We start from the raw sequence: 15691 nt of genomic DNA on the forward strand, positions 1-15691 counted from the left end.
GAAATTGGTTCTTCTCTAGATTGCACTCCTCTTATTTTTAGTATGATACTATGCGTTTTTCTTTTCTCATTATCGACGATAATAGCACTACTGCTAAGGAAACTTTAGGACTCTTCGAAAATTTCCCTAATTATTTTTGCGCCGGGATTGTCAAAGATAACCAAACAGCAATAAATCAAATTATAAAACTAAAACCACAGCTTGTAATAATAAGAATTCCTGTCAAATCTAATGAAAGAACTTCTCTTTTTACAACGATTAATGACTTATTTCAATACGTAGATCCTATGCCCTATTTCATCGCATTAGCTTCGGCACCAGATTATGCGCTGGAGGCAATACAATCCGGTTTTTCCGATTACACAATAGCTCCCTTACATTTGCATGAATTAGGAAAAAGCCTTTTTAAATTTGAAAAAAGAAACCCGCCAAACAATATTACAACGATTTGTATTAAATCCTATAGTGACTATCAATTTGTATCCCTACAAGACATTGCCTATTTAAAAGCAGATAACAACACTACAGATATTCAATTATACAATGGTAAAACAGTGAATGCTTATAAAACATTAAAGCATTTTGAAGATACTTTACCATTCTATTTTTTAAGGATCCATAAAAGTTATATTATTAACATTAATCATGTTTCACGCATCCATTTTAGTAAATCTAAATGTTATCTCAATTATAATGAAATCTTGCCCTTCTCACTTACCTACAGAGATAATATCGACGCCATAATCCGAAAAATCAATATTTAGTTCCTACAAACGACCTTCTTCCAGTCCATATTTAACAGATTCCATTCATTACAATATTCAAAATATAGGGTTTCACCATTTAGATTCCTCCTTAAACTACTGTACTCGACAGGTTCACTATAACCTCTTGATATTTTAAAAACAACCCCGTTTTTACTTGTTAATTTGCCCTCAACAATAATGCATCAGAAGCTTCTAAATAAATATTGAGAATGGGGAAAATCTGCTTTTAAAACAGTGTCATTCTCAATATTTCAGAACAGCTATTTCCCAGCTTTTCTTAAAAAATGGTACTCCTTTTTGGATCAGTGCCAGTTAAACAATTTTCTAATTTTTTAAACATTTTTTATGAAAAAGCTATTAATTGCTATGGGCTGCGTTGCGGCTGTAATCTTAACTTCATCCTGTACAACAGATAGTCTTGAAGGACAAGAAAACACAAATAATTCAAAAAATTATTCTACTAAACCAAATAATTCTCTTAATATTTCAAATTCTATTCTATTAGATACTGGAGGAGATGATAAAGACAAAGTTAAAGTGTAAGAATTAAAATAAGAAACCAGACAACCTGATTTAAAGATGGATTGTCTGGTTTTAATCTTTATTTTTGGTGAAATTAATAATTATTAATCCATTAAAAATTGAAAGCAAATTTAAAGATAATTGTGTTAGTGAATTTATTATTGTTTATGGGGTCATGCCAAAAAAACAAATTTAAAGTTGAGAAAAGGAAAGACATTTTAAAATTTTTACAAAAAGTTGAGAATACTTCATTGGAAAATGATGAAAGAAAGAAATACTTAGACACTTTCTTTAATAAATTACAGGTTCAACAAAACGATTCAATTACAAGAAATTTATATTTCAAAGCTGCAGTTAAGTATTATGATTTTAATTTACTTGGTACGTATCTAAATGTCACAAGAAATGTCTATCGATTATCTACTAAGGCAAAAGATAGCTCACTTATAGCAAAATCCTTTTATTATTTAGGGGATTATTATGATGAAAAAACACAATTAGATAGTGCATTTTATTACTATACAAGATCAGAAAAATTATATAGAATACTAAAAGACAATTTAAATGCTGGCAGAACAACACTATATAAATCAGGTATATTATATGATGCCGGAAACTTTACCGAAAGCGAAGTAGAGACAATAAATGCCTTAAGATTACTTAACAAAACTAATGATACACGATTAATTTACGAGAGCTATAATTTATTAGCTCTTTCGTTAAAGGAGTTGAACAATTATGAAAAATCTTTAGAATACTTTGAACTAGCACTAAAGCAGCTTAATAAGCTAGAAAGAGAGGGTTATTCTAAAGAAAGAATCTATAAATCGAAAGCATCTATCAATAACAATATGGGAAGGGTCTATGAGAAAATGGAAAATTACAAGAAAGCAATACTTTTATACAATAATGGATTACAAGCAAAAAAATTAAAACAAAATCAGCCAAAATTATATGCTATGCTACTAAACAATCTGGCATATTGTAAAATGAAATCAGGCACAAGTCAAGGAATGAAAGAGGTGTTTTTTGAATCGTTAAGAATTCGTGATAGTCTTGGTACAAAAGAAGGCATTTTATCTAGTAAAATAGCAATTGGTGAGTATTTTTTATGTAAAAAAGATACAGTTAAGGCATTAGCTTACATTAAAGAAGGATTTATTCTATCCAAAAAAATTAAAAGTAATTCCGATATTATTCTATCATTGAAATTATTAACTGAAAATGATTCCAAAAACAAAACTTTTTATTCTAATTTATACTTTAAGGTCAATGACAGTATTCAAAATATAGAAAGGCAAACCAGAAATAAATTTGCCAGAATAGCTTATGAGACTGATCAGATAGAAGAGAATAATGAAATTTTATCCAAAAGGAATACTAATATTATTATTGGATCTGGAATTATTATTCTTTTTTTAGGAGGTTTTTTCATTATATACCGTCTAAAATCAAAAAATAAAGAACTGCTTTCTATTCAGGAACAGCAAGCGGCTAACGAAAGAATATATCAGCTAATGTTAGCGCAACAATCTGAAACTGAAAAAGCGCGCAATGAGGAAAGAAACCGAATAGCCATGGAATTGCATGATGGGATAGTAAATAGCATTTTTACTACTCGTTTTAATTTAATTCAACTAGACCCCAATGCTGCCGAAAAAAAGCAGCAATTAGTGACAGAATTAGAAAAAACGGAGAACGAAATCAGAAGGGTTTCGCATGATTTAACACAAAACCTACTTTTTGAAGATAAAAGTTTACCAGAGATAATAACAACTTTAGTAGAATCCCAAAAAAACCAATATAATACAAAGTTTGACGTATCAGTGGATAAATACATTGACTGGTCATTAGTTTCAAGTAATAATAAAATACATATTTACCGCATCATACAAGAAGCTATTCAGAATATCAATAAATACTCAAAAGCAGAAAGATGTTATATAATGCTATTGAAAACCGCCGATAAAATAACCATTCGGATTTGGGATAACGGTATCGGGTTTAATCCCGAAAAAGTAAAATACGGTATTGGACTGAAAAATATAAAAGACCGAACAAAAACATTAAACGGAGAATTGAAAATTAATTCAAGTATAGACAGCGGTACAACATTAGAAATAATCTTTTAATAATTTAAGAGTGAATATTATCTACTCATCCTTTTATAAAATTGACAATGGCGTAAAAAGGCATAAACCAATTCTTATCCTATTTACGAATTAGAATAGAACAGTAGACTATACCAAAACCGTTATACAGAAATTTACAGGAATATTCAAATTGTTTCCTTCCACCCGTTCTTTTAAAAGATATATTTATCAATTCTCTTTTTATCTCATCAAATTCAAAAACAAAAAATTTATTTGATTAAGTTATAATGTTGCTACTTTATTAAATCAAGAATGGATTTAATGAAGTAGCTATTGCTAGTAAAGATAATAATTGTATATTTGTTCGTAAAATATAATTGTTCACGTTTTCGTGAACAATATAAAAAAGTGAACAAATGAATGAAAAAGAAATCATACAGTACGCTATAAATAATATCCAAAAGAACGGTACGATCAATGTGGAGTGGAAAGAACTCAACAATGACAATGCTATTGATGGAAAACTACTCCTGCACTTGAATAAACATAACATAGGACTATATGCAGAAATTAAAAAAGAACTTAGGAACATACATCTTGCTAAAATAGAAGAATTGGCTATTACAAAGAATCCTTATATTATTGTTGCGCAACGTATATTTCCAAAGATAAAGGAAGAGCTACGCAAAAGAAATATAGCCTATCTAGAAGCTAATGGTAATATATTCCTGAATAAAGATGAAATCTATCTCTATATTGATGGTAATACTCCTATTGAATTAAAAAATAAAACAACAAATAGAGCCTTTACCAAAACAGGATTAAAAGTGATTTATCAATTTCTAATCAAGGATTGTATCAACAGTACTTATCGCGAAATTGCTGAATTAACGGATACCGGAATTGGTACTTTAAATACCATATTCAATGGATTAAAAGAGGAAGGTTTTTTAATACAGCTAACCAAAAATGAACTCCAGATGGAGAACAAGAAAAAATTGCTAGATAGATGGGTAATGGAATATGAAAAGCGCCTAAAGCCAACATTAGCGATAGGAACATTTCGTTTTCTCAATAAAGACGATTTTTATAACTGGAAAGATATTCCCCTTAAAAAAGGAAAAACAATCTGGGGTGGCGAACCGGCAGGTGATCTGCTTACCAATTATTTACGTCCGGAGGAGCTTACCCTATACACCAATGAAGAAAGAAGCGATTTAATGAAAAATTACCGTCTCGTTCCGGACTTAGAAGGCAATATTAAAGTATTTAAACAGTTTTGGATAGACGAACAAGAAAGCACAAAAACCGTACATCCGCTCCTGGCCTATGCCGATTTAATGAATAAAGGAGACCGAAGATGTACAGAAACCGCACAAAAAATATACGATGAGTACTTACAAGATCAGTTTTAAACAATTACAACAACAGCCTCATATTTCTGAAATGCTTACCGCATTAGAAAAAGGATTGAATAAGTACAATATAGACTTCTATCTCGTAGGTGCCGTGGCACGCGATGTTTGGATGACTGCCATAAACGATATACCACCCAGCAGAGTTACCGGAGACATCGATTTTGCTGTTTTTATAAATGACAAAAACACCTATGCGAATCTTAGAGAATATCTCATCAATGTGGAGGGATTTATCCCTTATAAAGGCAATGGTTTTGTACTTAAATGGAAAAACATCATACAAATAGATTTAATGCCTTTTGGAGAAATTGAGGCCAAACCATCTAATATAACAGTTGAAGGAACAGGACTTACCAGTCTCAATATGCCTGGTTTCAAAGAGATATATGATTCCGGTCTTCCGGAAGCTGAACTCGAAGAAAAACACCACTTTAAATTTTGCACCTTACCCGGTATTGTACTGCTCAAATTGCTTGCCTTTCAAGAACGTCCTGAAATAAGACGCGACGATATCAAAGACATCAGTAAAATCCTAAAGCATTTTTTTGATATGTATGCCGATGAAATATATGAAAAACACAATGACCTTTTTGGAGATAAAGATATCAACCTAAATTGGATTGCTGCAAGAGTCTTAGGAAGAGACATGGGCAAAATTGCTCAATTAAACGAAGATCTTTTTCTCAGGATAAAAAAAATATTAAAGAAAAACACAATTGATATTCATTCCAGTGATATCGCCAAAATTATGGCAGAGTTTTTTCAAAATACGATTGAAGATAATGTAAAGCTGCTGGAACAGGTAAAAATTGGATATTTAGAAAATTGATAGCTTATAAATTAAAGTCGAGCAATCACTCTTAAGTCACTTATAACCAATATCACCCGGTATATTGAAATACATACCGCAAGCACTCATAAAAAAGGTGATAATTTAACAGCAAATTAGTTATATCTAATAAGCAAAATTTTATTTTTATACCCTAATTTAATAAAGCATTATCATGAAAGATCTAATCGAAAAAATCAACGCTGAATTCGAAACATTTAAAACAGAATCTGAATCACTAATTGAGAAAGGTACTAAAGCAGCCGGGCCAAGAGCTCGTAAATCAACTTTGGAACTGGAAAAACTTTTAAAAGAATTTAGAAAAGTTTCTGTAGAAGAATCAAAAAAATAAGTTCCTCTTCACCGATAGCCCTTAGGATTTTCCAGAGGGCTTTTTTGATTATCAGTTGAAATCTACACAACCCTCAACGCTAAATCTTTTCTAGCAGCTTCAAAATAAGATTACCCGTTGCCTCATTGATTTTCTCCAATGCTTCATCCACAGTAAACCATTGCGCTTTGTCTATTTCAGGAAAGCTTTTTAATGTTCCTGATTTTGGAGGCCATACGATCTCAAAAGTATTACTTACTATAGTATCCGCATTAATATCTCTTTCCAGAGCCCAAGTATAAACTACTTTGAATGTTATTTCAATCGTCACGAAGCCAAAACTTAGCATGCATTATCCATACACTATCTATGCTTTATCTATGCTTACTTGTAGTTTTCAACAACTACATGCCAAAATAATGTCATACATCCTAACAAGCATAAGTAATACCACTCAAAAATAAAAGCTAAAAAAAGAGATGAAAATTGTTTATAATAAGCCTAAATTCGCAAAAAATATTATTATAATTATTTTACTTTTAAGATACTAAATATTCCTGGATGACTCCAATAAGAAATAAAAAAGTTGAAGGCATTATTGCTGAAATTATAGACCAATATGCTTACGCCGATAAATCTGACAGACCGTGGATTATTGGGTTTAGTGGTGGAAAGGATTCTACAGTCTTACTTACCCTAGTTTGGATTGCTTTACAAAGAATTAGAGAAACATTGCCATACCCATTTCAATTGCAACGAAAAGTTTATGTAGTTTGCAATGATACCATGGTAGAAAATCCCATTATAGCTAATTACGTGGAAGATGTGCTTGCCCAAATAAGCGAATCAGCAAGAAATCAGGATTTACCCATTTTTGTACAAAAAACAACGCCAAAACTTGAAGAGACTTTTTGGATAAATGTGATTGGAAAAGGTTATCCTGTACCTAATAATTCTTTCAGATGGTGTACGGATAAATTAAAGATACGACCTACTTCTAGTTTTTTAGTTGAACAAGTTAATCAGATGGGAGAAGCTGTTGTTTTACTTGGTACCCGTTATGACGAAAGTGCTACAAGGGAACGTTCAATCAGGAAGCATGAAGTTACGGGCAAAAGATTATCTAAGCACCAAACCTCTGTCAATACCTACACTTATGCTCCGATTAAAGAGATGTTTTTGGAAGAAGTCTGGTATATAATAAATACTGTCCCATCACCATGGGGCTTTGATAACTCGATATTATTCCAGATATATTCTGATGCAAGTGCTGATGATTATGAATGTCCTACAGTAGTAGTTAATAAAGAGCATAGTTCTTGCGGACAAAGCCGATTTGGTTGCTGGACCTGTACAGTGGTTAAAAATGACAAATCGATGACCTCATTGGTCAATAATGGGCGTAATTGGATGCAGCCTTTGTTGGATTTCAGAAATCGATTAATTGAGAATAGAAATATATCCGAAAACCGCAAGGATATTAGACGTAACGGGCAAATAGCAGTTAGGGACGATGGGTCTAAGAATGGCACTTACGAAGAGCGCTACCGTTATGAAATTCTTAAAGATTTACTGACTGTTCAAAAAGAAATTCAAGAAGAAAGACCTTTTATAACATTAATCAATAATCAAGAGCTAATAGCTATCCAGGTTATTTGGAATAGAGATTTGTATTTCGACCATACAGTAGGAGAATTATACAAAGCGATATATGATAAAGATATCAGCACTAATAATATAAAGACACTTGATGATACGGAGCGTCGAATAGTAAGAGAAGTATGCAATGATAATATGGGATACTATAATTTAATAGACAATCTTATATTATTGCAGGAGACTAAGACTTTGATGATAACTAAGTATGGACTTCATAATGATGTAGAAAAGAGAATTGAATCTTTTGTTAATGAAGAAGCAAAATGAAAATAAATAAAATACATTTTAAAAATTTCAGGATTTACAAAGGAGATAATGAAATTATTTTTGCTCCGGAGGCCGCAAAAAATATCAGCATAGTTGCTGGAAAAAATGGTTTTGGTAAAACAACGTTTCTTACTTCTTTAATCTGGGTTTTCTATGGAAAGATGATGAGTGAGGTTGAGGACAAGTACAAAAAAGACATTAAAAGCGCAGGAGGATATGACAAGTTTGTAAAAACATTACTAAACAGGGATGTAAAAATACAATATGAGAATGGTGATAAAATTGCACCAATTGTATCTGTTGAAATTGAGTTAAAGGACATTTTAATTCCTTCAATACCTTGCAGATCAGTAATTCTTAATAGGACTTATGATTTAAGAACAGATGCAGAAGAACTTAAAGTATATATTGATGGACTTGAGAATGAGTTAACTAAAGAAGTTGGCTACGAAGTTTTTGTTAATGACTTTATACTTCCACGAGAAATAGCAAAATTCTTCTTTTTTGATGCAGAAAAGATTGTATCTCTTGCGGAAGCCAAATCAAAGCCTGAGCTAAGAAACCTTAGTAAGGCTTATTCAGAGGTTTTAGGTATTAAAAAGTATGAAGATCTAAAAAAGAATCTTGAAATCCTTTTAAGCAAGTTAAAGAGAAGCGGAGCCACTCCCTTGGAGCAAGATAAATTGACTGCTTTGTTAGAAGCACATGATGATCTCGAGAAATTAATTGAATTAAATACAGATAAGCAGAGCAATCTTGATAAGGAATTGGTAAACTATAAAGCTTTAAGTGACAATATTCAAGAAAAGCTAATCCGTGAAGGAAATGGAATTACGCTTGAAGAACTCCAAATAATGAAGCTTGAGCAAGATATTTTGAAAAAAGAATCTGATGAGATTAAGGCCAAGCTAAAAAAGCTTATGGACATTGCGCCAATAGTAATTGCTGGAAAAAAACTAACGGCTCTATATAATCAACTATTAATAGAGCAGGAACACCATTCAGATAATATTGATCGATTCTTTTTAGGAGACCAGCTTGTGTCATTCACAGATAAGCTATTAGAAAAATTAGATGGTTTTGGTTTTATACAAGAAGAAAAGTCCAAAGTGATTGATGCTCTCAAGCTGACTATTACTGAAAGACAAAATGGAAAGGACAAAATCGAGGATCAAAAGATTCTACTTGATTTTACTGAAGAGCAGTTCAGGAGGTTTGAAGCAGTTTATAATAATATTTTGAATACATTCTCTAATCAGTTTAATTCCGTGGTTCAGAAAGAGAAAAATAACAGAATGTACCTTTCAAGAGTATCTCAAAAGATTAAACAGGCTGAAGCTAGAAAAGACAATCATCTTGCAAAAAAGCTTAGGGAAGATAAGATTATAGCTGATGCAAAAATAGACATTATCAATGCTGAAAGAAATAAACTGATTGAAGAATTGGGAGGTTTGAAAGTACAACAAGCATCCAATAGCAAAGTATTGTCTGAAACTGAAAAGGACTTTAAGGTTGTTAAGACCGATCAAAAAAAGTATGAAGTGACAAAAACACTCTTGGTCAAGATCAATGATATTATTCAAAAGATTAAAGAAGATAAAAAATACTCTCTTCAGAAATCAATAATAATTGGACTTAAAAAGATAATGCATAAGAGTGATTTTATCCATAATGTCAGAGTCAATGTTTTGGATGATGTCATGGATATTGAATTACTTGACAAGAATGATGCTATTATTGATAAAGATTCCTTATCAAAAGGAGAGCAACAGCTTTATGCTACAGCACTTCTTAAAGCACTAGTAGACGAATCTGGAATTAGGTTCCCTGTCTTTATAGACAGTCCATTGCAAAAATTCGACAAATACCACTCAAAAAATATTATCAAAGAATTTTATCCGGCTATATCTGAGCAGGTGGTGTTATTTCCGTTATTGGAAAAAGAATTATCCGAATTGGAATACGAATACCTAAAGCCAAATGTAAATAAGGTGTTTGTCATCGAGAATAATAACGATGGTTCTCGCTTTAAATCATATGAAGTTGATAGGTTGTTTTCACATTTAAAAGAAGAGAAGAATGTTTACGCAAATTAAGACAAGTAAAGAAAATAAGGAGATAGTTACATTACTGACCCGTAGATTGGGTTTAGGTACTGAAAATGTTATCGCTAAGATTGCTTATGCCTATTCATTATCTAAAAATAGAAAACTTGATTTAAATGATATTAAAGATTTTGGAGGTAAAGAATATTCAAAAAGTGTATTGTTTGGTGATTATTATGACATATATTTAGGCCTACTTTGCGTTCATTATTCCATTTATAAGACTGATAAGGATATAGCCAAGTATATTAAGATGCATGTTGATGACGGCTTGACAATCCTAAACGACGAAATTATTAATCTTTCCAACATTGATGGTTTTGATTTTTTGACTGAAAAAATTCAAAAGGGCCTACTTGAAATTTAATTTAACTTTTAAACTAAAATGAGTTTAGATATTGCAAAAAACGTAATTGAAGGAAATCCTACCAAGACTTTCTTTATTGAAATGATTACCAGGGATATTTCTATCAGAGATGCTATTTTAGATCTTTTAGATAATTCAATAGATGGTGCCAGTAAAATTAATCCTCATAATTATGAGGGATTGTTTGTTGAAATTATAATAGATAAAGATAAATTTATTGTTAAAGATAATTGTGGTGGTTTTTCTCTTGAAACAGCAAAAAAGTATGCTTTTAGATTTGGGCGACCAGACGATGCGCCGGATACACATGGATCTGTTGGACGCTTTGGTATTGGAATGAAAAGGGCATTGTTTAAGATTGGAAAATATTTTGAAGTGGAATCTAAACATACTGAAGATCACTTTCAAGTTTCTGTAGATGTAAATACGTGGAGACATAAGAAAAAATCAATCACTACAAATGAAATTACTACGGAGGTCGAAGATTGGGATTTTAGCTATGAAGATATAACAATAGAAAGTTCTAATCTCGAAGAAAATGGAACTTATATTGAGGTTTCTCAGCTCTATGATGAAGTAAGTGAATTATTTAATGATAACGAATTTTTAACTAGTTTACGTGGTGATATCGAACGATTATTGAATTTTAGTCTGGAAAAAGGGATTAGAATTACTTTGAACGGTGAGGAATTATCTGGAAAAAACATTCAAATATTTAATGATGAGTCTACACCATATATGGCAGAAGGGGTAAAAGACAAGGTTCGGTATAAAGTTATAGGCGGATTAGGAGTAGTTGGAGATCCTTCAAAATCAGGATGGTATATATATTGTAATGATAGATTAGTACTAGAAGCAGATAAGAGTGAAATAACAGGTTGGGGTACATCTGGAATTCCTAAATGGCACATCGACCATGTTATGTTTCGAGGCATTGTCTTCCTTGATTCTGATGAAACTATAAATCTTCCTCTAACTACAACAAAAAAAGGTATAGATGCGACATCGGATATTTATAAATTCGTTCACTTTTTTATGCGGGAAGCTATGGGCAATATTATGCCATTTTTTAAATTAGTAACGAAACTTGGTAATGAAGCAAATCCATACAGAGAATTGCTCGGTGAAACAGAAAATAAAATTTCAGTAGTTGAAATGAAAAGTACTGATTTAGTCATTGCACCCCGGAAATTTGTTGCTCCAGTTGTTGATCAGGAAGCGATAGCAACAAAAAAAGAGAGTGTACGCATATCATATGATGTAAAAAAGGACTGGGCCAATGTCGCAAGAACACATTCAAAATCTAAATCTCTAAAAGAACTTGGCGAAACAACATTTGAGTATTACATTAAAATGGAAAGCTTAAATGAATAGCCCTAAATATTTAAATTACGAAACAAGGCCCGCGAAATTTACGGAACGGAAAATGCTTCTTTCCACATTTCTACGCCTGTGTAATACTTTTAAAGGGGCATATCAATATATTGGTCTTGGAGGGCTATCATTTACTGATTTTAAATTGTTCCACAAAGAATTACATATTAAAGATATGTGTAGTATTGAAGGCGGATTAAAGAAGGAAAAAGTAATATTTAATTCGCCGTATTCGTTCATAAATATTTATCACGAAATGACTTCGGAGGCTTTGACCAAAATAGATTTAACTAAAAAAACATTAGTTTGGTTAGATTATGATGGAGCATTAGATAACTATATGTTTGAGGATCTAGCTATTCTTTTCAATCGATTACCAATTGGGAGCGTATACTTAATGAGTTGCAATAAAGAGCTGAAAAGCGATGAATCAGGTGAAATCTACACGATTGAACAATTTCAGGAAAAATTTGACGGTTTAGTTCCATTTGATATTAAGGTGTCCGATTTTTCTGGAAGCGAAGATCATAGAACCATTAGAAAGCTGCTTACAAATCTTATTCAGAAAACTATAAAAGGTAGAAATAGAGCCGGTGATAATATTGCTTTTCATCAACTGTATAATATAGTTTACCAGGAAAACAGAGGTGCAAGAATGTTTACCTTCGGAGGTGTATTAACAGATAACGAAACTAAATTTGAGGATTTAAATATTTCTGATTTTGACTTTGTTTCAAACGATGATACTGTTTATAAAATTAATCTTCCTAACCTTACGGTAAAAGAAGTTGATTTGATAAATAAACATCTTGCTAATGATGAAGAAGCTGAAACATTAGCCGCAACACAAATTGTCACCGTTAATGATATAAATAAATACAAATCGGTTTACAAGTATTTGCCTAGTTTTTTTGATGTAAGATTATAATATGATTTAATAACTTTTTTAAATTCTTAAAAAATTAAATTATTAAGTTTAAATACAGGTTAATTTTTAATAAGTTACTTAAAATCAAAAAATTACATTAAAATTTAAAAATGTATTGAATTTGAAAAGGAGGAATCTAAGAAGAGCTTAATTTGCTTCCCAAGGAATCTTTCTCTCCTTACAATAAATCTCAATTTCACTATCATTTAAAAAATATTTATCACAAAAATCCTCAAGCTCTTTTTCCGAACCTTTAAAATACTTATCCGAAGCAGTCATTAATTTTTCGACTTGTTCGATAAATTTTTCGAAATCTGCATTTATGTTACAAAGTTTATCAATAGTAAAAAAATCTAATTCTTTATACTTTGCTGTAAAAAGCACCCTACTTTCATATGGATTCGATTTTAGTTCCATTATACCAATTCCAAAAGATTGATTTAGCCTTTTCATTTCTTCTAATAAAGTACTGCTAATTTCATAAGCTACTAAATATCCATAATTTGCCCAACTTGAATTTGATACGGCTTGAAAGAATGCTTTTTTCAATTCATAATCGGTATTTATTTCTTTTTTAATTTCATATGAGCTTATTTTAAAAGTATCTAAACGATTTATTGACTTTAGAAATGTTTGATTAATTGCTGATTGTAAATTAACAAACTGTATACTTACCATATCAGGATGAATCCACTTTTGATGATTGTCTTTTGAATTGGATGACTGTTCATGGTAAATAGTTTTTGAAAATGTATTTATACTTTTTAAATAGCTACTCAAAAGTGTATGGAGATCTTTTTCAAGGAAATCCTTACGATTAATTTTTTCAGGTATATATTCTATTTTATCTTTTTCTACGACAGACGCATTAATGTCTTGTTCATATTTTGTTAAAATATAAGAATAAGACCCTTTTCTAATTTTTTGTCTACGTATTCTTGAATCACCTCTCTTAACTAGTTCACCCAAGTTTGCGGAAACTATTGCAATAGGGTTCTTTGCACCAAATTCAAAATATTTTTTTTCAACTATGTAATCATGTATTTCCGTTGGATTGGCAAATCCTTTAATCTCATCTAAACTTTTTAATATTGATTCCTTAATTGTCATATTAATATTTTGGTTATAAATTTAAAAAATTACTTGTTAAATATACACAAATGTTTATCTTCGATAAAATGTTATTTAAAAAACTATTATAAATAAATTAAAATAAAGATTAAATGAATTTATCCGTTCAAGCAAAATATTTCTGGATAGCAATTGTGTGTATAGGAAGTATAGGTATATGGCTTCCTTTCTTACTTGCAGTACCATTAAAACAAAAAGTAGGTATTGATACGATAGCAATAAATCTTACTACTTTTTACATAAGTATTTATTTTTCTGGATGTATTGATTTTATGCTTAAGCAAATTGACAACATTGAACATGCTAATAGAAAATCTAACATCTTAAATATTGTTTTTTTAATAATACTGTGTTTTGGACTAATTATTACAACCATTTGGTTAAGTGTTTTGAATTATATAACTCTACCGATAATTTTGTCAGTTATCGGTTCTATCATAGCATTGAAACTTTGGTGGATTACAAATCTAGATAATCCGACTTTTGACGAGTTTATGAGAGCGGAAGCCAATAATAATCATGGACAAAACTGGGAACAAAATGGATAATCTTTTACAAAATAAAATTATTGGATTCCCAATAATACAAAATCAACAGGAATTTGTTATTGCAAAATTTACAATTTCACAGATATTTACATTTACTAAATATACTAAACGTATCTTAAACGGTTTTGACGAAAAAGGAGAACCAATTTATAATGAGGAAATTCAAAGAGAGATTGAACCTTCCCGAGTTAAAGGAATAGCAGACTTTTTAATAGAAGATCCCGAAGCCACATTTCCTACAAATATAGTTTTACATATTCCAAGAGAAGTAATCGAAAGCCAAGTAGAGCATAGCAATTTTATTGAAATTCATTTATTAAAAAAAGTTTTTGATGGAGTTAAGAATAACGGTGATGTACTAATAACCATTATTGACGGCCAACATCGTATTAAAGGGATTGAAATAGCTCTTGAAAGAATTAAAACTGAAATAGATTCTTATACAAAAATTTTGAGAACTGGGCAAAATAAAGATCTTGAAGAAAAACTAATTTCAAGAATTCAACGATTAAAAGATTTACAGAATATTGAATTGGTTGTTTCTTTCTTTATAGATAAAACGATTGAATATCAAGCTATGATATTTTCGACTATTAATAGAACTCAAAAAAGGGTTTCACAGAGTTTAGTATATGAATTGTTTGGACTTGATAAAAAGGATTCACCACAGAAAACAGCTTTACAATGTATAATAAGTCTTAATGGTCATAAAAACTCACCATTTTACAGAAGAATAAAATTTTACGGTGGCAACTATTCTATAAAAAATAGCCCGCCACTAACTCAAGCAACAATGGCTAAGTCAATAATTGGCTTAATTTCAGAAAATTTACGAGAAGCAGAAAGAGATAGGAATAAAAATAGAAAAGAATTAAACCAAAGGACGGTTGGTTCAAATATATATCTACCATTTAGAAAATACTACGCTAATAATAATGATTTTATAATTTCTGATAATTTATTCTTCTTCTTTAACGCAGTTAAAAATACTTTTAAAGACAAAAAAGGTAAATCGTTCTGGATTTTAGATAACGATATCCAAAAACCTCAAAATATATTTCAAACAACAGTTGGATATGAAGCTTTATTAAAAATTTTAGTGGATATACTTTTTAAAGAAAAAATTGCAGACAAAGCGACTGTAGTATTTTATGAAACTATTTTAAATTCAGCTAGAAATTTAAAAATTGATGATACGATGAGATATCCATTTAACAATAGAGGCAAAAAGATATTGTATTTAGATTTAAGTGTAGCAATATGGCCTCCCTCTGAATTAGATGATATTCGTTTAACACAACTTAAATCTCTCATTGAAACAAATGATTTAGAATAAAATTTTAATGATAAAA

The 15691-nt window shown here is 30.6% G+C and carries 15 protein-coding genes; 13 read left to right on the top strand and 2 right to left on the bottom strand.

From position 1 onward, the window contains the following. The first annotated feature begins 50 nt into the window (after nucleotides 1-50). From ACM55F_RS14315 to ACM55F_RS14340, 6 genes are all read left to right on the top strand, one after another. Complete coding sequence (locus ACM55F_RS14315; RefSeq protein WP_416854494.1) at nucleotides 51-764, top strand: LytR/AlgR family response regulator transcription factor; 714 nt, start codon at nucleotides 51-53, stop codon at nucleotides 762-764. Nucleotides 765-1112: 348 nt separating this feature from the next. Continuing rightward, nucleotides 1113-1310, top strand: coding sequence for a hypothetical protein (locus ACM55F_RS14320; protein ID WP_416854495.1), 198 nt, complete (start codon nucleotides 1113-1115; stop codon nucleotides 1308-1310). Nucleotides 1311-1408: 98 nt separating this feature from the next. After that, complete coding sequence (locus tag ACM55F_RS14325; protein ID WP_416854496.1) at nucleotides 1409-3421, top strand: tetratricopeptide repeat-containing sensor histidine kinase; 2013 nt, start codon at nucleotides 1409-1411, stop codon at nucleotides 3419-3421. Between the two features lie 377 nt (nucleotides 3422-3798). Then, a complete protein-coding gene (locus ACM55F_RS14330) occupies nucleotides 3799-4797 on the top strand; it encodes a type IV toxin-antitoxin system AbiEi family antitoxin (protein WP_416854497.1) in 999 nt (332 codons plus the stop codon). After that, nucleotides 4772-5629 (top strand): hypothetical protein, encoded by an 858-nt coding sequence (locus tag ACM55F_RS14335; protein WP_416854498.1) that lies wholly within the window; start codon nucleotides 4772-4774, stop codon nucleotides 5627-5629. Before ACM55F_RS14330 ends, ACM55F_RS14335 begins: the two co-directional genes overlap by 26 nt. Before the next feature lie 175 nt (nucleotides 5630-5804). Beyond that, nucleotides 5805-5981 (top strand): histone H1, encoded by a 177-nt coding sequence (locus tag ACM55F_RS14340; RefSeq protein ID WP_416854499.1) that lies wholly within the window; start codon nucleotides 5805-5807, stop codon nucleotides 5979-5981. Nucleotides 5982-6060: 79 nt separating this feature from the next. On the opposite strand, the gene ACM55F_RS14345 is transcribed toward ACM55F_RS14340, so the two are convergent. Then, nucleotides 6061-6291 (bottom strand): NUDIX hydrolase, encoded by a 231-nt coding sequence (locus tag ACM55F_RS14345; RefSeq protein ID WP_416854500.1) that lies wholly within the window; start codon nucleotides 6289-6291, stop codon nucleotides 6061-6063. Between the two features lie 230 nt (nucleotides 6292-6521). Between ACM55F_RS14345 and dndC the strand changes: the two genes are divergently transcribed. From dndC to ACM55F_RS14370, 5 genes are read left to right on the top strand one after another with little or no spacing between them, the layout of a single operon-like run. Further along, complete coding sequence (gene dndC / locus ACM55F_RS14350; protein ID WP_416854501.1) at nucleotides 6522-7886, top strand: DNA phosphorothioation system sulfurtransferase DndC; 1365 nt, start codon at nucleotides 6522-6524, stop codon at nucleotides 7884-7886. Further along, entirely contained in the window at nucleotides 7883-9982 is a 2100-nt protein-coding gene (locus ACM55F_RS14355) for an AAA family ATPase (RefSeq protein WP_416854502.1), read from the top strand. The genes dndC and ACM55F_RS14355 overlap by 4 nt, the downstream gene beginning before the upstream one ends. After that, a complete protein-coding gene (locus tag ACM55F_RS14360; protein WP_416854503.1) occupies nucleotides 9966-10358 on the top strand; it encodes a DndE family protein in 393 nt (130 codons plus the stop codon). The genes ACM55F_RS14355 and ACM55F_RS14360 overlap by 17 nt, the downstream gene beginning before the upstream one ends. An 18-nt stretch (nucleotides 10359-10376) precedes the next feature. Further along, on the top strand, nucleotides 10377-11732 hold the full coding sequence (locus ACM55F_RS14365) for an ATP-binding protein (RefSeq protein WP_416854504.1): 1356 nt from the start codon (nucleotides 10377-10379) through the stop codon (nucleotides 11730-11732). Beyond that, nucleotides 11725-12660, top strand: a complete 936-nt coding sequence (locus ACM55F_RS14370) for an O-methyltransferase (protein ID WP_416854505.1) — start codon at nucleotides 11725-11727, stop codon at nucleotides 12658-12660. The genes ACM55F_RS14365 and ACM55F_RS14370 overlap by 8 nt, the downstream gene beginning before the upstream one ends. Nucleotides 12661-12807: 147 nt before the next feature. Here ACM55F_RS14370 and ACM55F_RS14375 read toward each other — a convergent pair whose 3' ends face one another. Next, nucleotides 12808-13770, bottom strand: coding sequence for a hypothetical protein (locus ACM55F_RS14375; RefSeq protein WP_416854506.1), 963 nt, complete (start codon nucleotides 13768-13770; stop codon nucleotides 12808-12810). Between the two features lie 113 nt (nucleotides 13771-13883). Between ACM55F_RS14375 and ACM55F_RS14380 the strand changes: the two genes are divergently transcribed. Further along, the gene (locus ACM55F_RS14380; protein WP_416854507.1) at nucleotides 13884-14339 is read left to right on the top strand and encodes a hypothetical protein; all 456 of its coding nucleotides are present in this window, start codon (nucleotides 13884-13886) and stop codon (nucleotides 14337-14339) included. Next, complete coding sequence (locus ACM55F_RS14385) at nucleotides 14332-15675, top strand: DGQHR domain-containing protein (protein ID WP_416854508.1); 1344 nt, start codon at nucleotides 14332-14334, stop codon at nucleotides 15673-15675. The genes ACM55F_RS14380 and ACM55F_RS14385 overlap by 8 nt, the downstream gene beginning before the upstream one ends. Nucleotides 15676-15691 lie beyond the last annotated feature (16 nt).

Source organism: Flavobacterium melibiosi (assembly GCF_048158545.1).
Classification (GTDB): Bacteria; Bacteroidota; Bacteroidia; order Flavobacteriales; family Flavobacteriaceae; genus Flavobacterium; species Flavobacterium melibiosi.